Origin of the sequence: Pareuzebyella sediminis (genome assembly GCF_008367235.1) — a bacterium.
Taxonomy (GTDB): domain Bacteria; phylum Bacteroidota; class Bacteroidia; order Flavobacteriales; family Flavobacteriaceae; genus Pareuzebyella; species Pareuzebyella sediminis.
Map to the genome: position 1 here is coordinate 1 of NZ_VTZS01000008.1, position 26,573 is coordinate 26,573.

The 26,573-nt window shown below is 39.9% G+C and carries 21 protein-coding genes; 9 read left to right on the forward strand and 12 right to left on the reverse strand.

Annotated features, from left to right (window positions below; all coding sequences use genetic code 11):
- Window positions 1-514: 514 nt before the first annotated feature.
- The gene (locus tag F2B13_RS19740) at window positions 515-1,594 is read right to left on the reverse strand and encodes a glycosyltransferase family 4 protein (protein WP_149277683.1); all 1,080 of its coding nucleotides are present in this window, start codon (window positions 1,592-1,594) and stop codon (window positions 515-517) included.
- Window positions 1,595-2,484: 890 nt separating this feature from the next.
- Window positions 2,485-2,607, reverse strand: a complete 123-nt coding sequence (locus tag F2B13_RS20755) for a hypothetical protein (RefSeq protein WP_262713837.1) — start codon at window positions 2,605-2,607, stop codon at window positions 2,485-2,487.
- 381 nt (window positions 2,608-2,988) lie between these two features.
- Between F2B13_RS20755 and F2B13_RS19745 the strand changes: the two genes are divergently transcribed.
- Window positions 2,989-3,540 (forward strand): serine O-acetyltransferase, encoded by a 552-nt coding sequence (locus F2B13_RS19745; RefSeq protein ID WP_149277684.1) that lies wholly within the window; start codon window positions 2,989-2,991, stop codon window positions 3,538-3,540.
- Window positions 3,541-3,647: 107 nt separating this feature from the next.
- On the opposite strand, the gene F2B13_RS19750 is transcribed toward F2B13_RS19745, so the two are convergent.
- Window positions 3,648-4,712: a glycosyltransferase family 2 protein gene (locus F2B13_RS19750; RefSeq protein ID WP_149277685.1), complete on the reverse strand. Its 1,065-nt coding sequence runs from the start codon at window positions 4,710-4,712 to the stop codon at window positions 3,648-3,650.
- A gap of 768 nt (window positions 4,713-5,480) precedes the next feature.
- Between F2B13_RS19750 and cysC the strand changes: the two genes are divergently transcribed.
- The 3 genes from cysC to F2B13_RS19765 are packed head-to-tail and all read left to right on the forward strand — an operon-like array spanning window position 5,481 to window position 8,238.
- A complete protein-coding gene (cysC, locus tag F2B13_RS19755) occupies window positions 5,481-6,074 on the forward strand; it encodes an adenylyl-sulfate kinase (RefSeq protein WP_149277686.1) in 594 nt (197 codons plus the stop codon).
- Window positions 6,071-6,976, forward strand: a complete 906-nt coding sequence (cysD, locus tag F2B13_RS19760) for a sulfate adenylyltransferase subunit CysD (RefSeq protein WP_149277687.1) — start codon at window positions 6,071-6,073, stop codon at window positions 6,974-6,976. Before cysC ends, cysD begins: the two co-directional genes overlap by 4 nt.
- 8 nt (window positions 6,977-6,984) lie before the next feature.
- The gene (locus F2B13_RS19765) at window positions 6,985-8,238 is read left to right on the forward strand and encodes a sulfate adenylyltransferase subunit 1 (RefSeq protein ID WP_149277688.1); all 1,254 of its coding nucleotides are present in this window, start codon (window positions 6,985-6,987) and stop codon (window positions 8,236-8,238) included.
- A 61-nt stretch (window positions 8,239-8,299) separates the two neighbouring features.
- Here F2B13_RS19765 and F2B13_RS19770 read toward each other — a convergent pair whose 3' ends face one another.
- The 6 genes from F2B13_RS19770 to F2B13_RS19795 all read right to left on the reverse strand — a co-directional run bounded on the left by F2B13_RS19770 (window position 8,300) and on the right by F2B13_RS19795 (window position 14,455).
- Window positions 8,300-8,704, reverse strand: a complete 405-nt coding sequence (locus F2B13_RS19770) for a GtrA family protein (RefSeq protein WP_149277689.1) — start codon at window positions 8,702-8,704, stop codon at window positions 8,300-8,302.
- A gap of 48 nt (window positions 8,705-8,752) precedes the next feature.
- Window positions 8,753-9,643 (reverse strand): hypothetical protein, encoded by an 891-nt coding sequence (locus F2B13_RS19775; RefSeq protein WP_149277690.1) that lies wholly within the window; start codon window positions 9,641-9,643, stop codon window positions 8,753-8,755.
- 439 nt (window positions 9,644-10,082) lie between these two features.
- Entirely contained in the window at window positions 10,083-11,120 is a 1,038-nt protein-coding gene (locus F2B13_RS19780) for a sulfotransferase (protein ID WP_149277691.1), read from the reverse strand.
- Window positions 11,121-11,151: 31 nt separating this feature from the next.
- Entirely contained in the window at window positions 11,152-12,132 is a 981-nt protein-coding gene (locus F2B13_RS19785; protein WP_149277692.1) for a polysaccharide deacetylase family protein, read from the reverse strand.
- Window positions 12,129-13,451 (reverse strand): NAD(P)/FAD-dependent oxidoreductase, encoded by a 1,323-nt coding sequence (locus tag F2B13_RS19790; RefSeq protein WP_149304943.1) that lies wholly within the window; start codon window positions 13,449-13,451, stop codon window positions 12,129-12,131. The genes F2B13_RS19785 and F2B13_RS19790 overlap by 4 nt, the downstream gene beginning before the upstream one ends.
- Entirely contained in the window at window positions 13,448-14,455 is a 1,008-nt protein-coding gene (locus F2B13_RS19795) for an NAD-dependent epimerase/dehydratase family protein (protein WP_149304944.1), read from the reverse strand. The genes F2B13_RS19790 and F2B13_RS19795 overlap by 4 nt, the downstream gene beginning before the upstream one ends.
- Before the next feature lie 820 nt (window positions 14,456-15,275).
- Between F2B13_RS19795 and F2B13_RS19800 the strand changes: the two genes are divergently transcribed.
- The gene (locus F2B13_RS19800) at window positions 15,276-16,793 is read left to right on the forward strand and encodes a Gfo/Idh/MocA family protein (protein WP_149277695.1); all 1,518 of its coding nucleotides are present in this window, start codon (window positions 15,276-15,278) and stop codon (window positions 16,791-16,793) included.
- Between the two features lie 133 nt (window positions 16,794-16,926).
- Here the strand turns inward: F2B13_RS19800 and F2B13_RS19805 are convergent, their stop codons facing one another.
- Window positions 16,927-17,337: a hypothetical protein gene (locus tag F2B13_RS19805; protein WP_232623088.1), complete on the reverse strand. Its 411-nt coding sequence runs from the start codon at window positions 17,335-17,337 to the stop codon at window positions 16,927-16,929.
- 278 nt (window positions 17,338-17,615) lie between these two features.
- Between F2B13_RS19805 and F2B13_RS19810 the strand changes: the two genes are divergently transcribed.
- The 3 genes from F2B13_RS19810 to F2B13_RS19820 all read left to right on the forward strand — a co-directional run bounded on the left by F2B13_RS19810 (window position 17,616) and on the right by F2B13_RS19820 (window position 23,754).
- A complete protein-coding gene (locus tag F2B13_RS19810) occupies window positions 17,616-18,740 on the forward strand; it encodes a helix-turn-helix domain-containing protein (RefSeq protein WP_198439914.1) in 1,125 nt (374 codons plus the stop codon).
- A 237-nt stretch (window positions 18,741-18,977) separates the two neighbouring features.
- Window positions 18,978-21,044, forward strand: a complete 2,067-nt coding sequence (locus F2B13_RS19815) for a glycoside hydrolase family 3 protein (protein WP_149277696.1) — start codon at window positions 18,978-18,980, stop codon at window positions 21,042-21,044.
- Between the two features lie 37 nt (window positions 21,045-21,081).
- On the forward strand, window positions 21,082-23,754 hold the full coding sequence (locus F2B13_RS19820; RefSeq protein ID WP_198439915.1) for a glycoside hydrolase family 2 TIM barrel-domain containing protein: 2,673 nt from the start codon (window positions 21,082-21,084) through the stop codon (window positions 23,752-23,754).
- Between the two features lie 114 nt (window positions 23,755-23,868).
- On the opposite strand, the gene F2B13_RS20550 is transcribed toward F2B13_RS19820, so the two are convergent.
- Complete coding sequence (locus F2B13_RS20550; RefSeq protein ID WP_198439916.1) at window positions 23,869-24,075, reverse strand: hypothetical protein; 207 nt, start codon at window positions 24,073-24,075, stop codon at window positions 23,869-23,871.
- 331 nt (window positions 24,076-24,406) lie between these two features.
- On the opposite strand from F2B13_RS20550, the gene F2B13_RS19830 reads away from it, so the two are divergent.
- Complete coding sequence (locus F2B13_RS19830) at window positions 24,407-25,795, forward strand: exonuclease domain-containing protein (protein ID WP_149277697.1); 1,389 nt, start codon at window positions 24,407-24,409, stop codon at window positions 25,793-25,795.
- A 226-nt stretch (window positions 25,796-26,021) separates the two neighbouring features.
- Here F2B13_RS19830 and F2B13_RS19835 read toward each other — a convergent pair whose 3' ends face one another.
- The gene (locus F2B13_RS19835; protein ID WP_149304945.1) at window positions 26,022-26,396 is read right to left on the reverse strand and encodes a hypothetical protein; all 375 of its coding nucleotides are present in this window, start codon (window positions 26,394-26,396) and stop codon (window positions 26,022-26,024) included.
- Between the last annotated feature and the right edge of the window lie 177 nt (window positions 26,397-26,573).

Here is a 26,573-nt window from a genome sequence, read left to right on the forward strand (position 1 = left end):
GGGGCGCGGACCGTCTGGAGACCTACCTCGGCACGGTGCGGATGATCACCCGAAGGCCCGGCGACCCCGATTATGGTAAAGATTCATATTCTGAGGTCGCACCGGATTAAATCTTTTGAATTAATTGGAAGTATTTAATCCAGCGATGTTTCAACAATTGAAATTAGTTCTTATATAATATTTATTATAATTGGGCGAGCCTATAAAAACTGTCTCGTCCAATTTTATTTGTTAGTAATATATCGGGATAATGGTTTTCAGTATTAACATAAGTTTTTAATGGACGGGACTTTTAAGTGAATTTTGCCTGTGGTTACAGATTTAAACAAATCGGTCAAAAGGCTATTGTATTCTAATGGCTAACCTTTATTTGGAAGTTGCAGAAGTTGACCAAAGAAATCAAATTAAGAAACTTAAGAATGCGATTTTTCTAGCAAACCAAAGAATCAATACAGAGAAGCACTATTTCGGAATTAATAATAATTGAAGAATGAGGATCTTTAGAAGAGTAGGTTTATCTTTCCAAAACTTCATTAAACAATAATTGCCATTTCGCACCTATTTTATTTAATGAAAAAATTTTACTTTGATAGGCCGCATTTCTACCGAGTTTAATTCTTAGCATTTCATCGTCGATTAAGGCAATTATACTTCTTGCCATTTCATCTTTGTTTTGATTTTCAACTAAAATTCCCGATTTACCATTTTTTATTATTTCTGATGGACCTGAAACACAATCATAAGATATGCATGCAATACCTTGCGATGCAGCCTCCATTAAAACCATAGGCAGACCTTCGTATCTTGAGCACAATAAGAAAATTTCCGAAGTTTGTAAGATTTGTTTTATATCACTTCGGTAACCAGCAAAAATAACTTTATCCAGTATATTTAACTTTTTTCCCTTCTGTTTCAAATAAGCAAGGCCTTCATCCCCCTCTCCAACTATCATAAATTTCCAATCACCCAGTTTATCGATAATTCCATGAATTATTTCCATTAGGTTATCAAACCCTTTTTGGTAGTATCTATTTAAATTACCTGCGACAATTATCTTCCTGTTATTGCGTAGGTTTGACTTTAAATTTGGCTTAAAGGAAAGTGGATTTGGCATCACAACGACTTTTTTATTTTTAGAGCTAAAATAATTAAAGTCAAATTTGGTTAGGATTGTAACTGCATTTGGGAATCTGTAAAGAATATTCCAAAGGATCCATTTTGAAATAGTCATTTTTTCAGCAAGATGATTGTTGTGTTCAGAAACGATAATTTTAATTCCAAATAAAATGGATATTGGTATGGTCACTAATCCAATTGAATCCAAATGAGAACTTATTATATCAGGACGATTCTTTTTATTCCAGTAAAAATGGAATAAATGCCACATCAACCTGACTAAGTTATTATCGAATAAAAATAATTTTTTATGTAAACGAACTCTTTGGATTTTTTCATTTAATTGGTATTTATCACCTTCTCTATAAGTGATTATCCTAATTTTGTTGTTATTATTGGCGAAATAATTTGCTAACGAACAAACTACTCGTTGTGCTCCGTCTCCACCTAAATTACTAATAATAAAATCTATCTTCATTAAATTATGTAAGTGGTTGTTTTTGATAATTCATATGAATCTTCGCTTTTTTATATTATAGTGAAATTATCATTTAATGGCTTAGCTTCAAATTTTTTTCGACAAGAAATCAAAAAACTTTATGTAAGGTTAATTTATTTATAGTTAAGGTCAAATTTCTCATGAATCGGTTAATTTTTAGTTTAATTAGAACTTTTTGGTTTATTGCTATGGAACAACTGAATATTAAATAATAATAAATTTTATTTGGAATTGTATGTGGCCCAAGATTAGCTACGTTTTAGGATTTACAAATTAGTTTATTATTTGATATAAAAAGTTGACTTTTCCATACTTTCATAATAAATCTTGCGGTGTATTTTATGAAGAGCATCAAGGGGTCTTTTCCATTGTAGTATTCTAACAATTATTCGGTAAGCACCTTTGAAGACTTACCCTCACTAGTCTTGACCCTATGGAAACATCGACTACGTTCCATACGGCCTCTCTATTGAAATAGTCACTGAAATTAAGCATCCTAAAGGTCTCTTCATAGTTCAGTGAATCGTGCATGAAGTCCAAGCTCCAGACAATGTTCGGGCTAAACGACAGCACAAGAGGTTTCCTTGATGGGTCGCTTAAGCTTCCGCCAGATATAGCTTTATGCTCTTATAGAACCTGTACAGACGTTTGTAGTTCCATGGGTTTACACTTATGGTGTGTCATCAAGTACATCTTTCCAAACCCATAGGTAGGATGTTCTAGTGCGAACCCCTCTGCCAGTTTCCTGGTACGGAGCACTGACTTAGCTTGAGAGCTTCGTAATGCTGCTCGGCCTTTAGCATTTCAGTTTGCAATTACCGTCCCAAGCCAAAGGATGACGTGGATATATCGGAAAGGAATTCGACCGGTCAGTCCAAGAGCTTTTTATCGATCAAATCTTTTAAAGCGTAGTTCTGATGTGCCAGCTCGTCGTAAATTTGGTTGGATCTGTAGAGTTTCGATACCATTTCTTTGAGCTTATAATCGTCCATACACCGTACTTCCCTTTCCAGTTATAAAACTTGGCAGCGCTTATAAAATGCTCTTTGCAAAGTTCCTTCACGGTAATAACTGTCCCAGGTTGCTTGATATTTTGACTACTTGGGTCTCGGTGAACCTACTTCTTTTCATGTCTCTAAATTTACGGTTGTATTCTAATTTTTGCCTTAGCTATTTTTAGGAATACTTATAGCATTATTACTAGGGGTATATCTTGTTTAGGAATTCAAATAAAAGTGTTAAATTGGAGTAACAAATAAATTATTTTAGCCTTTCTACTTTAAATTACTTTTAGGGATGGACTTAATATTTATTTAAATTATTTGACAATTTCCTAAACTATCCACTATCTTTTTAACTTGACTTATCAAAATATGAAGAATATAATAAAGGCTGATTTGTTTCGATATGGAGGGCTGAAAGGTACTACAGGATTTATTAAGGGAATTTTAGTACCTGGTTTCAGATATGTGTATTTGATGAGGAGATTATCCAAATGTAGAAAGCCCTCGATCTTGTGGTTTGTTTTTACAATTCTTAAGCGAAGATATACCTATAAATATGGCTTCGAAATTTCTAAAAATACCGAAATCGGAGAAGGTTTTTATATAGGTCATTTTGGCGGGGTAGTGATTAATCCCAAAGCTATAATAGGAAAAAATTTTACTATAACTCATGGTGTTACCATAGGGCAGGCAAACAGAGGCAAGCAAAAAGGTTGTCCAACAATTGGGGATAATGTTTGGATTGGTACAGGTTCTGTTGTGGTAGGTAAAATAAATGTAGGGAATAATGTCTTAATTGCCCCAAATACTTTTGTAAATATTGATATCCCTGAAGATTCAATAGTTATAGGCAGTCCTTGTAAAATTATTAATAAAAAAAATCCTTGCGATGGATATATTCAATATGTTTTAGAGCCTTAAAAATTATTTTAAAACCAGAGATTCTGCCAATTTAAAGTGAGTTTTAAGTTCAAAAAGTTGATCAATACAGATTATAACTATTTTTAAAGCCTTTTGTGTTTAAAGAATCATGAATTCTTAGTCGCTTTAAGAATAGCTGAATTCAAATGAAATAATTCATCGAAATACCGCTTCTTCTGAAGAGAAATAAACCCGAGACCCATCAATTGAATCGAAATGATCAATGTAGTTCCGCCCACAATAAAAGAGTAGGGTCTCTGCCGAAATACTTCGGAAACGGCCAATGAGAACCTTTCTTCGAAACCCTGCGTCAAATCAGCAGTCATAGGGTAGGCATAATAGGTATTGATGAAAATCCAAACAATAATATAAACAGAGATTAGAAAAATGAAAAGGCCAAGAATCCAGAAAAAAACATAGGGCCTAAAGATGAAACTATTTGCGAGCCCATTAAATATGCCCATTACAATTCTAAGGCTAGATGTTCTCGTTTTACCTAATTTTTTTTGTTCTGACCAATCGAGATGGGCAGGAATCTCCATGACCTTGGCCCGAAGAATATAGGCTTTGAAAAGTATCTCGGAATTAATATCAAAAGTACTCGACTTTGTATTGAGAGATCTTATGAATTCACCCTTGTAGACCCTCACCATGCTCGTAAAAGTACAAATGTTAAGTTTTGAGGTTTTACGCATCATCAGGTTTACGGTTTTGCTCAAAAGTAATCTGATAAAAGGTACATCGGTATTTTTGCCGCCCTTCATATAGGGGGATGCAATGACCATATCTGCATCGCATTCCTCCCGTTTTAATAAAAGCTGCTCAATATGTTCAGGTGAATAGCTCAGGTCAATATCAAGAACGATTACATAATCACCTTTGCTGTTTTGAAAACCTGTACGTAAGGCGTTGCCAAGATTTCTATTAATGGTATGGTGATAGACCGCCAAATTAGTATAGGTATTTGCTAAGGCATCTGCAACGGACCCCGTGCTATCTGAACTTCCGTCATTAATCACTAGAATTTCCCAGTCATATAGGTGGTTCAGGGTGTTTAAATAGGTGTAGAGCCGACCAATATTTTTTTCGATAATGGTCTCTTCATTAAATGCTGGTAGAATTATACTGACAAGAGGTTTTTCGGTAATAATCTTGTCATTTTCCGAAGTCATAAAGCGGTCAGGTTTGTGAGACAATGTACGTCTTTAGGTGGCCTTGAATCTAAGTTTTACTTTTCTTAACGAACAGGGGGCTAAATAAGTGATTTTGATGGTTGTTATCCCAAAAAATGTATTCTTCGTTCCTATTTCACTCTGAGCAAAAAAAATCAATAACTTATAGTTATAAAATTAAAAAAAAATTAGAATGAATACATATACTTCCCGTTAAACGGAGTTTTTTATCCTACGAATAACAAATAGCACCTTTACCAAATTTATTTTAGTTTGATGAAATTCTTCTTTTGTACATAATGACTTTTTTAAAATTAGAAGTTTCCCTAATTTTCGAATTAACCGCAAAGAAGAAAAACCTCACTTCTGATGGTAAATTAAGCAACGTAACGGATGCAGTTCGTCGAAAAAGCAAGTTCAGCGCCTATTATCGTATGGCGAATTCAATAATTTATGTATATTTCGAAAAGTTTATAATGAACTAAAACTTCCCCCAACTAACAACCATTTTCTATTACCATAATTTTAATTGGACTTAAGAATTAGATACCTATGCAACCTAAAAAGTAGGTCTAATGAAGATGTTGCGTGATTATGGTATTTCTAATAACTATCTTTTTTATCTCCTGGGTGCTAACGGGGCACGAATAAGATTCTTGGGATTTATTTTTTGGATTAGCACGAATATAGAACTTTAATGAGTTTTAAAAAACCCCAGGGGCTAAAAAAGTCCGCAGTGACGATCGAATATAGATTCAAGGAAAAAATATGGAAGACAACCTGATTGCATATCAATACAAAATTTCAAGAGCACAGCGGATAGCCTTAAATGGGCATAATGCTTTTTTAGTTTTATTTACCGGCCTGTCCGGAGCGGGTAAATCAACTATCGCCAATGCCCTTGAAAAACGATTATATGAGCAGAAGATACGCACCTATGTACTTGATGGTGACAATATTCGAAAGGGAATCAACAAAAACCTTGGATTTTCGCCTGAAGATCGTTCTGAAAATAACAGGCGAATCGGGGAGATAGCCAGATTATTTATAGATGCCGGTGTGGTTGTTTTGGCGGCTTTCGTTTCACCTTACAAAAAGGATAGGGAAAATATAAAGCGCACCGTAGGACCCATGAATTTTATCGAAGTTTTTGTCAATACTAGTCTCGGAGAGTGCGAACGTCGCGATGTAAAAGGACTTTATAAAAAAGCTAGGGCAGGTGAAATAAAGAATATGACCGGTATATCGGCTCCCTACGAAACACCGGAAAACCCTGATGTGGAAATTACCCAATCTTGCTCAGTTGAGGAAGCCGTGCAGTTGATTATGAACCAAATAAAACACCAACTCAAGATAGTATGAGCAAGTATTACTTAAACTATTTAGATGAATTGGAATCGGAATCGATATACGTACTGAGGGAGGTATGGGCTCAATTTGAGAATCCGGTGATTTTGTTTTCCGGTGGAAAAGACTCCATTGTACTTACGCATTTGGCGCGGAAAGCATTTTATCCTTTAAATATTCCTTTTCCCCTTCTACATATCGATACAGGGCATAATTTTCCAGAAACAATTGCCTTTAGGGATACATTGGCAAAAAGGTTGAAGGTAGAACTTTTAGTAGCATCCGTTCAAGATTCTATTGATAAGGGAAGAGTCGTTGAGGAAAAAGGTAAAAACGCAACTAGGAATGCCTTGCAAACGGTGACACTTTTGGACATCATCGATAAAGAGAAAATAGATTGTGCCATTGGAGGAGGCAGAAGGGACGAAGAAAAGTCGCGTGCCAAGGAGCGGTTTTTTTCGCATCGTGATATGTTTGGCCAATGGGACCCCAAGAATCAAAGGCCAGAATTATGGCATCTCTATAATGGTGCGCATTTCGAGGGTGAGCACTTTAGGGCTTTTCCCATAAGTAACTGGACGGAGCTTGATATATGGAACTACATAAAACGAGAAAACATTGAGATTCCGTCATTATATTTTGCCCATAAAAGAAGTGTTATATGGAGAAATGGTTCATGGATTCCTTTTTCGGATTTCTTGCAACTAAACGATCAAGATGAGGTGGTGGAGAAAAAGGTGAGGTTCAGAACCTTGGGAGATATAACAATTACCGGGGGCATCGAATCGAACTCTGACGACATCGATAAAGTTGTCTTAGAGGTTGCCGCAATGCATAGCACGGAGCGGGGAAATCGGGCAGACGACAAACGCTCCGAAACGGCCATGGAGGATCGAAAAAAGCAAGGATACTTCTAACGACGACAATGATAGAAATCAACCAATTATTCAGGTTTACTACGGCAGGCAGTGTTGATGATGGTAAAAGCACCCTTATCGGCAGACTTTTGTACGACTCAAAATCTATTTTTGAAGACCAACTGGACGACATCGAGAAAACAAGCCAAAAAAAAGGGTTTGATGGCATTGATTTAGCCTTATTTACCGATGGGTTAAGGGACGAAAGGGAACAAGGAATTACTATAGATGTGGCCTATCGTTATTTTACGACCCCGAAAAGAAAATTTATTATAGCAGATACACCCGGTCATGTTCAATACACAAGAAATATGGTAACTGGTGCCTCGACCGCGAATGCAGCATTGATTATAATAGATGCGCGCAATGGGGTGGTCGAGCAAACAAAACGGCACGCGTTTATAGCCTCGTTGTTGCATATACCCCATATTATTGTTTGTGTCAATAAAATGGATTTGGTGGATTACGACGAGAAAGTATTTGAAACGGTAGGTGCCCAGTTCAGGGAATTTGCGTCAAAATTTTTGGTACAGGATATCCATTTTGTACCCATCAGTGCTCTTTTGGGAGATAATGTAGTCCATCGTTCTTCCCAAATGGGTTGGTATCAGGGTGGCCCATTGCTTCATATTCTGGAAACCATGTATATCGGTAGTGATGTAAATAGGGTCGACGCCCGTTTTCCGGTGCAATGCGTATTACGTCCCCAGCGAGATGATTTTAGGGATTTTAGGGGATATGCCGGTAAAATTGAAAGCGGCGTTTTTCGGCAAGGAGATGAGGTTACGGTCATGCCATCCGGCCTTACTTCAAGAATAAAAACTATTGATGTTTACGAGAATCAATTAAAGGAGGCTTTTGCCCCAATGGCCGTTTCATTTAGTTTGGAAGATGATATTGACATTAGCCGAGGTGACATGATCGTAAGGTCAAAAAATAAACCCACTCCAGTAAAAGAGATGGTAGCTATGCTCTGTTGGTTCAGTAATTCTTCCTTAAAACCAAGAACCAAGTATTGCCTGCAACATACAACCAACAAAAAAATGGCCTTGGTCGCTGAAGTCGTTTACAAAATAGATGTGAATACATTAAGTAGGGATACGGAAGATATCGAACTGGGCATGAACGATATCGCAAAAGTTAAAATATCTACCGCAGGGCCAATAAATGTGGATTCCTATCAAAAAAATAGAATTACCGGAAGCTTTATTCTCATTGATATTTCTACCAATGAGACTGTTGCGGCGGGAATGGTTATTTGACAATCTGCTACATTGTTTTTTGGCAAGCTCTCTTAAATTGACATTCAATTGGTTGCAAGTGTTACTCTATAAAAACGAATTTTTTTCTAGCTATAAAATTGAATACCGCTACAATTAACGTAACTAGGGTCTTGGAGATAACGTACCATAGGGCCAAATATTTGGTCATGAGGTATAATAGAACCACATTGATAACAAAGCCTATAATAGAAAAAATATAAAAGGCCAATATTTCTTTGCCCTTTGAATATTTGCCCCCTTTAAAAACATAGGAGACATTGAGTAAATAACAAATAAATATCGTTATTAGCGAAGACACAATATTGGCCAAGTTCACTTCTAAATAAAACCACTCCACAAAAACCATCAATAGGGCAATACCAATTAGATAACATAGAAAGCCAATGAGGATAAACGATATTATCTGGCGGTTACTCTGGTATAGTTGGTACAACGTTTTATTCATCCATTTGAGATCGATCCGCCGTTAGGGCGTTTTACCATGGGTTAAAAATTATTTGATTTCAATTTTAGTAAACCGAACTATAGTATAAGCAATGTAAAAGGAAAACATGGGGACAATAGGTAATAGATGACGCACCCTTCCGCTGGCCAATATCATCCCCCCTACGGAAATTAACATAATTAAAGCTATAAAAATCACTTCAAAGGGAATAGCCGGAGCTTTTAAAAAGGTAAGGTAAATCGCTATAAGTAAAAGCATCACCAAAAAAATATTGGGAAGCAAATAGAAATAGGTGGTTAACTTTTGAGTTTTATAGGATATGGGGTATTCAAAAAATAAACGTAATGCACTAATGCCTGTATTTTTTAAGTATTTGACTGGATACATTTTCATGTATTCAAAAGCTTTTTGACGATACATTTGATCTTTTTGGGCGGCTGAGTAAGCCGATGATTCTACCTTTTCAATAAATGGAAGGTGATTTTCAGCTAATGCCGATATGTCCGTGTCGTAGGGATAATCTTTTTGGATGCCTAAAACCACACCCGAACTGATCCAATCGCCGTATTCATTTTCAAAAGGAGTGGCCCGCCAATAGAGAACCGCCCCACCTTGAGTCCCCCATAAAAATGCCTTGCCTGTTAAATTGTATGTGTAATAGAGATAGGGGAGACAGAATGCAAGGGCTCCGGCAAGAATCATTAAGCTGTGGAATGCCTTTTTGGACCTTTTTATAACATACCAAATAGCATATATGAATAGGGCACATGTTATGACATAACCAAATTCTACGCGGGTTAAAGCCAGTAGGCCCAAAAAGAAAGCAGACATGACAATATCTTTAGTTCTTGTTGAACTTTTAGGATTGACCTTTAGGGCATAATACATAAAACCGCAAGCTGAAAGAATAGCAAGTGGCTCGGTGTAGATATAAACCATATATCTTAACATGGGAGGGTATAGACCGAACAGATAGCTGAATACTAGAGATTGCCTCGTATTAATATATAGAGAAAGCGATTTGAAGAGAAACCACACGGCTAGTGTTAAGAACACTACATTGAGTAATTGTAACACTATATAAGGTGCTTTGGCAAGAACAAACACAGAAATGACCAAAGGATAACCTGGACCATTCCAAATTACGGGGTCTTCAGAATCTGCATAATACCCATGGGTTAAATTTGTGGCATACTCTATGTATCGGGTCTCGTCAGGTACAAGTTCATTTGAAGCGAAGAGAAGAATAATTAAAGTATATATAGATATCAATGGTAAAAAAGACAGAAAACTTTTGATTGAAGGGTTGATATTCATGAGTGCAAATTTTTCTAAAAAGCTTTGAGTGGTCTGGTAGAAGGTTCGTAAAATCTTAAATTCAACTCAGGTTGAATTTTTTTTTGATTTCGTTAAGTTCTTTATTTTCTATTTTTCTAGTGTTAGATCTTTTAAAGGCAGGAAGAATCTTTTCGAGTTCTTCCGTGCCTAACTTTTGCCCCAAAATTCGATTTGAAATCTCCGAAACCCACTCAGCAGGTTTTGCGCAGAATTCTTCATAAGGCACAATGATAAAACGCTCTTTTCCTATGAGACGTTCTTGCTCTCGCATCATTTTCTTATGACGAAGTACCTGGTCGCAAACTTGTTGTATGGGGTCTACATGCTGATCTTTCGTTGGTTCGTTTTTCTCGTCAAATCTAACTCCGTAAGGTACTTTTTCATTTCCATGGATAAATCGACTGGCTATCAATTCCGATTGCGCCAGATAAACAGGGTCCCTATCAAGGCATATAAAGTAAGCAGTATCCATAGTCTCTGCTACTAGGTTTGCAAAAGTATTCAACCTGTTATTTTTGTTCACCAAAGGTAGTCCTGAATAATTTTCAACGGCGCCGAAAAACTGTTGCATTTTTAGTTTATTTTTGGGGCTTATGGTTTTCGGAATGGTGTTTCGATGCACTTCGGTCCAACGATCCCATAAATATAGGGCATCATTCGGCGCCCATAATTCAGGGGTTCTTCCGTAGAGACTTTTAAAGTAAACATCTTTATTTCCTTTTTTTAGAAATCTTCCAAAAATTTTATTGGCAACAATCGGTGAATTTGGAAAAATACTGGTGAGGTTGTTAAAATAATATACGGGCAAATGTTTGATCAAAACCTGAGCCACCAAAGTGGTTCCGCTTCTGGGGGGGCCACAGACCAAGATGAGGGGATATTCGGGCTCATTCGCTTTTCGATAGAGCCGCTTTTCAAAAAATTGGAAAATCCAATCCAAGGGTATCATGAGTATGCCTAGCAATGAATAGAGCATAGCCGCCCTACCCGCGGGATTTTTGGAGAAAAGGAGTTTTTTCGCAAGCCCGAACAAATTCGTAAAGTTCGAAGGTATAATTTTGGAAATGGTATTTTTCATGGCTTGCGCTTGGTTTTTTTAGGTTATGTTGTCAAACATGAACCATATTTTCTGGCATGGGAACTGTTTTTAGGTTTCGATTATTCAAGATGTGGTCGACATGCGTTTTCATATCTACCAAGGTAAAATGTTTGGCCAGCTTGTTCATTACCTTTTTGAAAATAAATACTTTTCGATCACTAGATATATTCATGCCGGGGAAGAAGGCCAGGCTCGATATTTGATCCCCACCAATAAGATCTAAAGGATGAAGTAAAAAGCTGGGCTGCGTTTTGGTCAATTTACAAAGAAAAATGGCGATGTTGAGGTACAACATCATCAGATGAGTAGATATATTGCTGATGTACAATAGATAGCTTAGATGAAACGGTATTCTGAAGACGGGCATGGTAGTCACGGGAAGTTCCAGTAGCTTATGTTCTTTTTCCGATTGCCAGAAATAGGGCTTGAGTTTCCTGAATCCGTCAGAAAACTTGCCAAAAATCTCTTTACGGTCTTCCTTTTCTTCCTTTGAAAGGTTCGAAGTACTGAAATAATACAATCGCGCCAAAGGCCCAATAACCGTTGGGAGTGTCGAAGCGTCATACGCATATCCCCTTTCGGCCAAAACTTCTAATAAAGTGGCGCTCCAGCTAAAGCCAGGCCCACGAAACCCGATAGGCGATACCCCTGTAACTTTTTCGATGGCATCGTGCGCCGTATTTATTTCCTCGTGCATTTCATCCTTGGTATACAGATGGAGCCACGTTTCGTGCTTGAACGAATGATTGGCGATATCGTGCCCTGCATCGGCAATATCTTTCAAATACTTATGATTTTTTTCGAATGCGGCATCTTGCCCCACGATAAAAAAGGTAATCTTAAGGTTCAGTTCGTCCAAGACCTGCAATACATGGGGAACAAATATGTCGAGATAGGAAGGATAGGTTTCCCATCCCTCTTCCCCGTGAATCTTCATGTACGACCACTGGTTATCCATGTCAAGGGAAAGGCTTAGATATGGTTTGCTCATATTTCTTCGGTATCGGTTTGTATTTCTTGTTCAAAATCTTTCATAAAAGCCTCGATGTGGTTGACCACTGAGTTATTGTTCAGGGTGTCGTTCACGAATTGAGACGTATTGACCACATAGAAGTCAGGGTGTTTCGTTTTAGTCTTTGGAATGATGCTTGAATAGTTCAACACCTGAAGGGGTTGTACCTTGAACGCCTTATGGATCCGTGAGGATACAATCTCTGATTTGTCAAATTCGGGGTACAGATTGTATACCCCTTCTAAAAAGAGTTCCTGCAACGCTTCGTCCGATTTTTGCCAATACGTATGATCGGCGGTTACGTATTTCGGGAAATAGGTAATATGCTGATTCGCTGTTTGATTTAAATCTACCAAAGAACTCATACCTATGACCCCTGTAAAAGGTACATCTTCGTCGGCTATATTCAATACGTAATAGGGAGTAAGTGGCTTTTTTGTCAATAAGATCAAGCAAATTACCCCAAGATATTCGACCTTCTTTTCGTTTTTCGAAATTTCAAAGAGCTCTGGGGAGACGGTCTTTTCCAGTTTGTTTAAAGGGGCCGTGAAAATTACCTTGTCGAAAGTTTCGGTTTTGTCATCATAATTGATGGTGATGCCACCTGAGGTTTCAGAGGTGATACTCTTTACTGTACTGTTGAGCGCGAGTGATGATCCGTTTTGCTTGAGTAATGTTTCCATTCGGTCAAATACGGTCTTGTAACCTCCTTTTACATAGCCCATATGCTCTTTCTGGGCTGCAGAACTACGGGCTTGAAAAAGCCTTTTGATATAGGTCCAAATAAAAACAGCGGAAACCTTTTCGTGGTTTTCTCCCAATTTGGCCAATAATAAAGGGGACCAGAATTTTTCATAGGTTCTTCGGCCTCCCACGCGAATCAACCAATCTTTGACAGATACGCCCTCGAGTTTTTTCCAGTCATCGATTCTAGACCCGTAAAAAATGGTAAATCCCAACATGACTTTATCAAATAAATTCAATGGGGGAAAGAGCAAAAAATCTTTGGAACTGCTTATCGAATAGAATTTTTTATCGACATAATAGCCCGTTAAGGATCTTCGCCAACAAATTTGGTCTGCCAAGCCAAGTTCTTTAATAAGACCTATCAAGTGGTTGTCTGTCGGTAAAATTACATGGTAAAATTTATCCCAGGTAAAGTCCCCATAATCTTGGTAGGTCGAAAGTCCTCCTGGCTGTGTGCCTTGTTCGAAAACCTTGACCTTGGCGTGGGTTTGAGATATTTTATGGGCCAATACAAGACCCATAAAACCGCCCCCGACGATGCCTATCTTCATTTGCTATGCACTTTTTCGAGAGAGACCTTTTTTTGCCATTCAAAGGTTTTTCGTAAACCTTCTTTCAAAGAGGTCTTCGCTGTGACCCCTAAAAGGCGCTGTGCTTTTGAGGTGTCGGGAACGCGTCTCATAACATCTTGGTACTTTCTCCCGACCGAAATTTCATTATAAGGAATTAACTTTATTTCCGAAGTGGTCGGTTCATCCGATATCTCTTTTAACATTTTGGCCAGTTCTAGAATGGTAATTTCCTCGTTCGCACCAATATTGAAGATCTCGCCATTGGCTTCCGGTTTTACCGTTGCCGCATATATACCTTCGACCGTATCGTCTACATAGGTGAACGTTCGGGTCTGCATACCATCCCCATGAATCGGAATTTCTTTATTGTTCAGTATGCAGTCGATAAAAACCGATTGTGGACCACCCCACCATGAAAGATGTTGATTAGGGCCATACGAACCAAAAAAGCGGAGTAGGACTATAGGAAAACCATAATCTTCCATATATGCCAGGGCCAAGTGTTCATCGAACAGTTTGGATACGGCATATGCCCAACGTGGTACCTTTGAATCTCCGATAACGCAATTACCATCTTCGACAAAGGGTAAATCAGGGCTCATTCCATACACATCTGACGTAGAGGCCAAGACGACCTTGCATTTTGTCCTGCGGCCGAACTCGAGTATATTCTCGCTTCCCTTGGCATTAACTCTTAAAGTCTTTACGGCATTGCCGTAGCGTGGAATTTTGAAGGCGGCCAAATGTACCACTACATCAAAATCGGTATCTAAGGTTTCAAAAGTCGAATGTTCCAGAATATCTTTTTCGAGAAAAGCGAAGTTGTCATTTTCTAGGGCGAACTGAATATTCTCTATCCGCCCCATGGATAAATTGTCTATGCCGACCACATCATGACCTTCTCTTAGAAGTTTGTCCAATAGGTTCGAGCCTAGAAAACCGGCAACACCAGTAACTAAAATTTTCTTGGATTCTTTGATCATTTGGTTTGAAGTGAATTTAAAGGTTAGATGGTTGTCGTAATCAGGGGGAAATAAATCTACCTACTTTGTTATACAATTTTTTGAAAATGTTACAAAACCAGTAAATTAGGTCTTGTTTTAAATAGGGGAAATCGAAAATAGCTGTATTCCGAATAAATCGGCAAATTACTAGATAAAAAACAGAAATATCACGTGTAATACCATCTTGGGTCAAATTCATGGTCCAACACCTTATTAAAAGATACTTCTATGTATGTCTGCCCTCCCTTAGTGATCGATAGCCTCAAAAAAACAGGATTTAATCGTGCGACATCCTAAAATAGGCGGATTCACCTTTACTCTTAGTCAAAAAAGTTTTTTACCTAGTGAAATGCGCGTCCCATGGTCCCCCAAAAAAAGCCCTTGGCCCGAGTATTAGAATCTTTAAACTATAATGGTCCGCCAAAAATAAGATCGTTATCCTAGGGCAATTCTATGTCGGGGTTGTTGTATGATTTCTACATCCTTTTGGTTTTAAGGGATATAGCAATCTGCGGAGCCTATTAAATTGTGGTGTGTTCCTTTCAGTTTTCTTTCCTTCCTTTCCTAAAAAGGAGGCTAGGGATGGCTGAAATTTGCCGTCCATATGGTTTTGATACTAAAAATAGCCCAATCATAGTGCAACTCGAAAGGGAAGGGTGGTCTGGATGTCTTGGAAATAGAAAAATGCTAGGAATATGACAAAAAACTGGGAAAAGCTTGCTAGATTTAGAGACCATAAGCAGTAATTTTTTTAGTTTTCAAGATCGAAGTACATGCTGTCATCAAATAAAAACAAATCATGAAAAAAGAACCCAAAAATGACTTTTCATTATCTAGAAGGTCTTTCATTGGAAAAACGGGAGCCGTCGCGGCCGGAATATCAATTGTCCCTAGTCATGTGATATCGGGATTGGGCCATAAGGCACCCAGCGATACATTGAATATCGTCGGGGTCGGTGTTGGTAGTATGGGTTTTGGAAACTTGCGAAATCTTGAAAGTGAAAACATCGTGGGTCTCTGTGATGTAGATTGGAACTACGCTAAAGAATGCTTCGATTATTTCCCTAAAGCAAAGAAATACAAAGATTATCGCGTGATGTACGATGAAATGGGCGATGATTTTGACGCTGTTTTAGTAGCTACGGCCGACCATACCCACGCCATTGTTGCGGCAGACGCCATGGTAAGGGGTAAACACGTCTATGTACAAAAGCCATTGACACATTCCGTATACGAATCACGCTTATTGACCAAGTTGGCTAAAAAGCACAACGTCGCAACCCAAATGGGTAACCAAGGCGCTTCTGGTGCCGGTGTGGCAAAAACCTGCGAATTGATATGGAGCGGGGCCATAGGTGATATTACCAAAGTGGAGTCCTTCACCAACAGGCCGATATGGCCACAAGGGCTAAATCCACCCGCGCAGGGGCAGTGGGTGCCTGAAACCCTTGATTGGGACTTGTTCACAGGGCCAGCAGAATTAATTCCTTACAATCAGGTCTACCATCCTTGGAACTGGCGCGGGTGGTGGCGATATGGTACCGGGGCTTTGGGAGATATGGCATGCCATATATTACACCCGGTTTTCGAGGCTTTGAAATTGGGGTATCCGACCAAGGTGCAGGGCAGCTCTTCGTTACTTTTGATGGACAGTGCCCCAACGGCGCAATCGGTAAAAATGACCTTTCCTAAGCGGGGTAGGGTCGGTAAGATCAAACTACCTGAGGTCGAGGTCTCATGGTTCGATGGCGGAATCAAACCATCTTTGCCAGAAGGTTGGCCCAGCGGAAAGGACCCCAACAAATCAGGGGGTGGCACCTTCTTTTATGGAACAAAGGGTATAATTCATGCAGGTTGCTATGGTGTAGAGCCTGAAATCATCGGGGGTGAGCTGCCCAATGTTAGTAAAACCGAAAGAAGGGTTGAAGAAGAAATTGGCCTTGCTTGGAACAAAGGAGCCCATGAAATGGATTGGGTTCGGGCCTGTAAGGAAAGTCCTGAAAACCGTAAGCCCTGTACTTCCGATTTTTCAGAGGCCGGACCTTTTAATGAAATGGTCGTTATGGGTGTTTTGGCGGTTCGCTTACAATCACTGAATAAAATATTGGAGTGGGATGGTGAGCACATGCAATTTACCAATATCGGCGATGATGAAATGATCAAAACCGTCATTCGTGATAATTTTGTTACCACCGATGGTGGGCGGCCCAGATTTCAAAAAGATTGGACCGAGCCATATTCTGCCAAGGAATTTGCAGCTGAATTGGTCAAACATACGTATAGAGAAGGTTGGAAGTTGCCTGATATGCCCGCTTAGTTTGCAATTAGCCAAACTAACTGTTCTGGTAATGTTATTTCTTCTACACGCTGTAAGGATGTTATATATTAACATTCGGTAGGAATGAGCGACGATTTTGGCGATGCTGCATTAATTTTAGTGTCGCTTAAATTTAGTTCCAATGTCTGACCATTTCCTTGGTAAATAAAGATTTTCTGAACTCTTCGGGTTTCTTGTCATTGAGTAATTCCAAAGTGCCTTTTTCCCTTATCAGTTCTTGAAAGCGTTTTTCCCTCAGCGCATATTGCGCCTTGTTGGCATAGGTAGTAAAAAGCATCAATTGAAACGACTCTTCTTCACCTATATTGGCAGGTGCTTCAAGAACTTGAAATGAATCTATAAACCCCCTTTCCAAGGCCATTTCCCTAAGCGCTTTCCAATTGTTTTGAAAGTAGTATATCGCTTCTTCCTCATTATCATTTAAGACTTGTACGAATTCGATGCTTGTAACCCTTTCATCTTTTTGGGCAGTGATTATGCTGATATAGCTAAATAGAACGAGCAATAGAAAATATTTCATCATGGGGTGTTGAATTTGGAATATAGGATACACACGAAAACGCTTTATTTAAATTACAAATTAATAATAATGGGCATATCTGCGAAATTGTATTTTTTTGAAGTGTGTAGAAGATTTTGGGTTCAATGGAACATCTTTTTTTATTTTGGAAAGGAATACTTTTGAAGGCTAATCCAAAAATAGGAAAGGGGTAAATTTTATAGAAAAACCACTTCATCTTTTTTGGCATTTATGGCGAAACACGTAGCTTAAACCGATTAATAGGATTTCATACAAAGAAAGTGTCAGATACGATTACGATTATAGGCTTGGTGCAATCACTTTTTGGGATTTTGATTTTTTTGACCAAGCGTCCCAAACATTTGAGCTTTATTTTTTTGTCGATTTGGATGGCTGTCATCGCCATTTATCTGGGGGCAAGCTTATTGCCCTTTCAAGTCGTTGATTACTTCAAACCGGGAATTTTCCCGATTATGTTTTTAATAGGTCCGTTACTTTACTTATATGTGAGTTCGCTTACCATTGAAGATTTTCGATTAAAGCCGATTCAGCTTTTACATCTGCTTCCTTTCTTATTAATTGTTATTCACCGCGCTACGGTACAGGTGGTTCCGATTTCGAGCACTCCTGATTTGGTCGAAAACCCGGACTATCTATTCAACAAAATTTATTATTCCCTTTTAATAGTTTCCGTTTTCGGATATTGGTTTTTTGGCCTAAAGCTCCTTATAAAGCATCGAAAGAAGATTCCATTATATTTTTCGAACTATACCAGTAAAAATACCCTTAGTTGGCTCATTTTTGTACTCTCGCTTTTTTTGTTTCTGTTCATTACCAGTTTCTTCGTTTTCTTTATTAGCAATGTCTTGGAACTGGGCCTGATACGATATTCCACCCTATCGGTTAATCTTACCATCTTTACCTTTATTATGGTATATTTTGGTATCAATCAAACGGCCATCTACGAAATGCGGCCGACAGGACCAAAGAACGAAAACGGAGGGGCATACACTGATAGTTCCGAGCCGAAATATGCCAGTTCCGCTTTGACGGATGAACAGCTCGAAGAAATTGCAGAAATCATTTTGAAGTACCTCAAGGAAAGTAAACCCTACCTGAACAATGAGTATAATTTACAAATGATGGCCCGTGACCTAGCGCTCTCAAAACATACCTTGTCTCAAGTTATTAATAGGGGGCAGAAAAAGAACTTTTATAGGTTTATTAATGGGTTTCGCGTCGAAGAAGTCAAGGAAAAGCTGACCGATCCGGCTTTCGAACACTACTCGATCTTAGGAATTGCCCACGAATGTGGTTTCAATTCCAAAACTTCTTTCAACCGCATTTTTAAGGAAGAAACGGGTCTTACACCAACACAATACATCAAGAACATGCCGCGTCGATAAGGTTCAATTAATCGATTGATACTTTTTTATGATGAAGGTTAGGTATTTTTGACGGATACGTTAGGAAATCGATACCCCCTATTATTAATAGGATTGAAAATAGTATAAAGACAACATGAAACTACTTTTGAACGGACATTGAGATAAGGACTCCTCCAAGGGCCTTTTAGTATATGGCCCTAAATAAAAAATAAGGCTACGCAAACTTGCTCACATAAATTCTCAACACTTGAAAAGATGAAAACTTACAAATTGGCTAATTATTTTGATGACACAGGGCGAACGTCGCATTGGTCTTTTTTATTGGCGTTTTTGGTATTGTGGACACTTGCATGTACTGAAAACAAACCTCTAGATCAACCGGAGTTGGGCGCAAAGTCCGTGGAACTTTTGGTTGAGGATAGCTATCAATTTAAGGACCTGAACAAGAATGGCAAGCTCGACAAATATGAGGACTGGCGTTTATCTACGGATGAACGGGTTAGGGATTTGCTCGAACAGATGACTATTGAAGAGAAAGTCGGCTTTATGTTGATCAGTACCATTAACATGGGCAGCGCCTCCGATGATGACGATGGAACATATTCAAGGAGGAACCGGGTGGTAACCACTGGATTATCGGAACAGGATGCCATAAATGAGACGAACTTTTTCACGCGCAAACCCCTTCCTGAACCTATTATGATGGTTTCAGGAACCACGAAGGGCATTATGGAAAGGCACTTAAGACATTTCATTCTACGTGCCAATACCAAAGCCGATACCATTGCAAAATGGGCGAATAACGTTCAAGCGGTTGCTGAATCTTCGCGTTTGGGCATTCCTGTAATCATTGCCTCCAATCCACGAAATCATATCAGCATCGATAATTCCAGTGGTATTGGTCTGGGGGAAACCGTTTTCTCGAAATGGCCGGGCGAATTAGGTTTGGCGGCGATGCGTGATTTGGAATTGACTCGGGAGTTCGCCGAGATCGCTGCGAAGGAATGGGTAGCCGTCGGCCTCCGAAAGGGGTATATGTATATGGCAGATTTGGCTACAGAACCACGATGGGGACGTACGGAAGGTACTTTTGGCGAAGATGCCGATTTATCGGCAAATATGATTAGGGAAATCGTGCTGGGGTTCCAAGGGGATACGTTGGGTTCCGCCTCGGTAGCCCTGACCACAAAACATTTTCCCGGTGGAGGTCCACAGAAAGATGGATTGGACGCCCATTATGACTGGGGAAAGGAACAAGAGTATCCCGGGGGAATGATGGAGTATCATTTGAAACCCTTTCAGGCCGCTATTGAGGCCGGAACCTCTGCCATTATGCCTTATTATGCCGCACCGGTAAAAACGGAATATGATGAGGTAGGCTTTGCCTATAATAAAGGTATCATCACGGACTTACTGCGAGGCAAATTGGGCTTCAAGGGTATCGTGAATTCAGATACCGGCCCTATTTTTATGATGCCATGGGGCGTTGAGAATCTTTCTATACACGAGCGCTATCAGAAAGCTATTGATGCGGGCGTAGACCTATTTTCGGGCGCTGCGGACCCTACGTTTCTTTTGGAGGTCGTCAATAAGGGGCTTGTGACCGAGGCGCGAATCGATGAATCCGTAGCTCGCTTATTGAGGGAAAAATTTCAACTCGGTATTTTCGAAAACCCGTACGTAGATGTGCAAGAAGCGGTATCCGTGACAGGAAACCAAGAATTTCAAGAAAGGGCCAACCTCGCTTTGCGGAAGTCTATTGTTTTGCTTAGAAATGAAGACTCCCTACTTCCATTCAAATCTGGAACGAAGGTGTACTTTGAAAAGTATTTGGTCGAACGTGGAGATGATAACGACCCCCACATTGGTATCAAGCCAGAGGCCCATAGCTGGGACGTCGAGTTTGTAGGTTCGCCAGAAGAAGCCGATTTGGTGGTGCTTTGGTTGATTCCGAATAGTGGAGGAATGTTCAGTTCAAGCGGTACCGCCATATCGAATGAACTATCGAAAAACAATATCGATGTACCATACGTCAATGACATCAAGGCCAAAAAACCCACGGTGACCGTAATTAATTTTAGTAATCCTTGGGTAATCGACGAAATTGATAACGGTAATTTAAAGACGGTTTTGGCTACTTTCGGTACCACTAGTGATGCTTTGTTGGATGTGCTTTCCGGTAAATTCAATCCAAGTGGAAAATTGCCATTTTCGATACCCGCCTCCAAGGAGGCCGTCAACGAAAACTTGGCCGATGCACCCGGTGCTCAAGAGAAGGAGGGATATGCATTGTTCGAATACGATGCAGGGCTACAGTATTAACAACCTTTACAGAATGTTACATTTTAAATTACGAATTATGAAAAAGAAGGCCTTTATTCTAATTTTATTGATGATCGCATCGCAGGGTATGATGGCGCAGCGAATCAATGAGACCATCAATTCTTCGTGGCGATTTCACAAGGGCGATGACGACGCGGCCGTAAGTAGCTTGGATATTGAGGATTGGGACGGTATTAATTTACCCCATACTTGGAATGCGGTAGACGCTTTTGACGATACTCCGGGTTATTATAGGGGAGTAGGTTGGTATGCAAAGAACCTGCAGGTACCCCAAGAGTGGCAAGGTAAAAGCGTGTATGTGAAGTTCGAGGGTGCCAATCAAGAAGTCAAAGTGTACCTAAATGGAAATTTGGTCGGGGAGCATGTTGGAGGGTACACGGCATTTTCTTTCGATCTATCGGAACACTTGGCCTATGGTGAGGAAAACACCCTTATAGTAAGGGTGGACAACTCCCATAATGAAAATATTCCTCCCCTAAACGCAGATTATACTTTTTATGGAGGAATTTATCGCAATGTACGCCTGATCGTTGCAGAACCGGTACATTTCGAAATGGACAATCATGCTTCGGATGGGGTGTTTGTTGAGACACCCGAAGTGAATGAAAATGAGGCTTCCGTAGTAGTTCATGGAAACGTGTCGAATACGACTTCGGATCGACGAAGGGTCATCGTGGAAACCCAGATTCTTGACAGAAATAACACCGTTATTGTTGAGAAATCTTCAAAGATGGTACTATCCCCCAATAGTAAAAGTGCTTTTACTACCGAAGGCCTGGGCATTTCATCCCCTGAACTTTGGCACCCTGACCACCCTTATCTGTATCAGGTACTTGTACATATCAAGGATGCTAAAAGCGGTGTCGTTCTAGATCAGTTGACCTTGCCATTGGGTGTCAGATGGTACGGTTTCAATGAAGAGGGAGGTTTTGAACTCAACGGTAAACCTTTAAAACTTATTGGTGCCAACCGTCATCAAGATTTTGAGGATATGGGCAATGCCCTTCCCGATGATTACCATTTTAATGACTACAAAAGAATTAAGGAACTGGGATTCAATTTTATTCGAACCGCCCATTATCCACAGGCCCAGGAGGTCTATCGCACTTGCGATGCGCTCGGCTTGTTGGTATGGTCGGAAATTCCGGTAGTAAGCAATATCACCAATTCGGAAGCCTTTTTTCAAAACAGTATGGAAATGCAGCGGGAGCATATCCGCCAGACGCGTAATCATCCATCCATCATATTATATGGCTATATGAACGAAGTTTTTCTTGGTTTTCAGTATAACCGAAGCCTTTCGGAAGCCGATCGCGAGAAAACAATATCGGCAACGGTCGAGTTGGCAAAACAGCTCGAGGAGTTGACCAAAACCGAGGCACCAGAACGGCATACGGTAATGGCTTTACATCGTAGTGACTTATATAATAATTCGGGTATAACGGATATTCCCGACGTCGTCGGCTGGAATCTCTATTTCGGTTGGTATTATGAAGACTTGGAAGACTTGGGCATCTTTTTGGCAGAACAACACGAGTTATATCCCACCCGTCCCATGATCGTATCGGAGTATGGCCCAGGAACGGATATGCGTATACATGCCAAGAATCCTAAGCCATGGGATTATTCTGAAGATTATCAGTATATGTTACACGCATCCTACCTCAAACAGATGATGAATATGCCGTATTTGGCGGGCTTTGCAGCATGGAACTTTGCCGATTTTGGATCCGAGAGAAGAGGCGACGCCATTCCCTCGGTGAATCAAAAGGGATTGGTCAATTTCGATCGAACGGAGAAAGATGTAGTCGGTCTCTATCGGGCGTATTTCTTGGAAGATCCGGTAGTGCACATCGCGACCCATAATTACACGCAACGTGCGGGGGTAGAGGATTCCCAAAACGCTGGATTCAGTACCGATTCCGTCAAGGTGTTTTCCAATCAAAAACGAATCACTTTAAGATTGAACGGTACCATTTTGGGGGAGCAAGACGTAGCAGATTTTGAAACTACGTTTGCGGTGCCATTTAAAGCGGGTAAGAACGTTTTGACGGCTACTGATGCAATGGGCAATTCTGATCAGGCAACGGTCGATTTTAACTTGATACCATACCTGCTGAACGATTCCACGTCTGAAATTGGCGAGATAGCCGTTAACGTCGGGGCAGAGGTATCATTTTTTGATCCCAAGAAACAAGTTACGTGGATCTCCGATCAGGAATATTCCCCAAATTCATGGGGATACGTTGGAGGAACACCCTATACCGTAGAACGAAGACAACTAAAAACCGGAATCGATGACAATATTCTGGGTACGAACATAGACCCCCTATTTCAAACTTTTACCGAAGGGTTGGAAAGGTATCGTTTTGATGTACCCGATGGCAAATATGTACTTACGCTTTGTTTTCAGGAAAATATTTCCGAAGATAGTGCCGATAATATGTACAATTTAAACACTAGTACCGATGCCGAAGAGAAAAGTCCGCATATTCGTGAGTTCGACATTTTGGTCAACGGTAAAAAGGTCATCAATGGTTTGAATTTGCAGCGCGATTATGGAAGTTTACGGGCGGTAGTTTTTGATTTAGCCGTACATGCGGAGAACGGTGAAGGGATTAAGGTCGATTTTAACGCTGAGAAGGGCGAGTCAACCTTAAGTGGAATTCGGATTAAAAGTCAAAATTAATCCGGAGGCCTTTATGGGTAGTTTCAGGAGTATCATTTATTGAAAATACGGGCTATTCGAATGGCATACTGCTTCTAGAACTTCATGGTATTGTATACGTATAGGACTAATGGGCTATATGAGTCCATGCTGCAGAAATACCAATAGGTTAATATACTTTGGTTTTTTCCGAATCAAGGTGTTGGATACGGCTGGCCGACCCAACTTGTCTCCGGAATCATTCACTTCGAATAGATTGGGGTAGCGGATATACCTGCCGTCTATGTTTCTATGACTATGGACCGACATCAGTAACTTTCCTTCCAATGTTCTGAATAGCATACCATGTCCGATATTCGGGGGAGTTATAGGTTCTTTTTCCTGAACCCAAGGCCCTGACCTCCTCCCTTTAAACCGGACCGTTCAGAACTGGAAAAAGATGGTGGCAAAATACTTCCCTGGCGGTTCTTTGGCCCAATCTAATTTGTACAAAGGTTTTTCAAACGCGTCCAATTTGAAAAGGTTCCTTTTTCAGAATAACAAGATAAGGGATTTCTTCACGATCTAGCGCTGTTCGCTACGCACCTAGGATACGTAACATTCAGTGGTTTGGATTATTTCCAATATATCGGAATTATACCTAATTTTGAAGGAAGTGATTCACTCATTTTTTATGGTTCCACAACATTTCGCTGTAGTCACCGCCAATAGTATAGATCTAAAGCCTTACAGGAGTCGTCTTGTTGAAATATGCGTTCTCCGATTTACCTGTAACCAAGAGCTGAATGCATATTGTAGTTTGGTGAATCCTGAATATGCCGTGCCTAAAATTTTCACCAAATTGACCGGCATAGATAGGGCCACTTTAAGTGGTAAACCTGTCTTTTGCGAGATAGCCGAAGAAATTTTAGAAGTGTTGGACGGAGCGGTCGTACTCACGTTAGAAGACGATTCGGCCTATAGGGTGCTTTGTAAAGAATTGAAGAATATTGGATATAAATTCTCAACTCCGGCCTTATCCATAACTGCGCGTGTTCAGAAAGCCTATCCCCATTTAGAATCCTTTCAACTTAAGAATTTGACCGAACATTTTAATCTACCCAACGTCAATTTGGATAGGCCTCATGGCAGGGCGAAGGCTGCTGCAGCTCTTTTTCTTCAAATACCTAAGCTTGAAAATGAAGGTCGACCACGGCCCATTGTAGGTCTTGAGGAGGCCCAATTGAAAATGGAGGCATTGCAAATCAGAGCCCTAAACAGGAAGCCTGGGGTATACTATTTTAAAGACACCCAAGATAAGATTATATATATCGGCAAAGCGGTAAGGCTTCGTGATCGTGTACGAAGTCATTTTACCAACAAAACCGCCCGTGAAATTCAACTTTGCGAGGCAACCGTAAAAGTCGACTTTGAAAGTACAGGGAGCAATTTGATAGCAGAGCTTTTGGAGTCCGATGAAATTAAAAAGAATAGGCCCCCATTTAACATCGCCCAGAAAGGGAGGACTGCTCCTTATATTGTAATTTCTTCCGAGAACAAAAGGGGTTATCTACAACTATCTATCGTAAGAAAGGACTATTCCGACTCTGTGAATGAGGTTTTTTACAACAGAAATTCGGTGGCCGAGAGGCTGATGGAGGTCTGCGACATATTTGATCTGTGCCCGAAATTATGCGGTTTTCATAGAATAAAAGGTAAATGCGACCATCCTAAATTTCATAGCTGCCCCTCCGCCTGTATCGGAGAGATAGGTAGCGAAGAATACAATAAAAGGGTGAAAAAGGCGATGACTTTTTTACAAAACGATTTGAAGAACTTCGCCATATGGGTCAAAGGGAGGAAGCCCGGTGAGATGGGATTTGTACTGGTGCGTAACGGCATTTATCTGGGCTATGGATTCGTTGACATGAGCGATCAAATCGTTTCAGCCGACGATTTTGAAAACTATATGGTCCGTAAAAAGCACACCTATCATACCACGCGTATTATCGACAGTTTCATAAGAAAACCACGAAACAAGCGTCACATCATGGATATTGATAAAATGCCTTACTCGAATTGATTGGCGTGCCAATTAAAGGATGATGTGCTACCACCCGACTACCTCGGAAAAACTAGTTTTTTCTTTTAAAATTACTCTGCTTTGTCGGAAAGGATGCGGTCTCAAATTGTAGGTTCTATGTTTCGTCTGGCTGATTTATAGCACCCTCGCACATCGTATTTCTGTTCGTGCGCGAGGTTGAGAAGGCCCTGAATACAACCAATAAAAGCATTTGTCGTCATTGCGATTATGAACCATCGAAAAGAGAGGTTCCAGAAGCGACCAGTCCTATCACCAATAAGATTAAAAAGGCGATTACAATGATGGTCGCTACCTTGGTAATGGTGTTTTTTTGAAAAATATATTTTCTGGTGGACTTATTTTCTTCCTTTATGAATTCCGTGTCCTTATCTGTTTCTTTTTCATCAATTTTTGCCATTTTGATTTTTATAGTTAATGTTCCAGTGTCTTTATCTGGCTCAGAAACCTCTGGTTTAAGTCTTCCTTTGACAACGCTTTTACTCGCTAAACAAGCTAAGAAATACAATGGAAATGTGTATCCGATATGCCTCTGGGTCGGCCCGTCTGCGACGCTGACCATATTTTTTATACCATTTCCCACTTGACCAAAAGATTTTTAAAGTCTAGAGCCGAATAGAAAAATACATATGCTAAAGAATAAATAACACCTTAATCGAATACAAAATTGACTCGATATGAAAGCACATGGAGGTATTTATATCAGTACCCTATACGGGCTATATGTTCATCATCATTAGGTTACACAGAAAAGAATCAT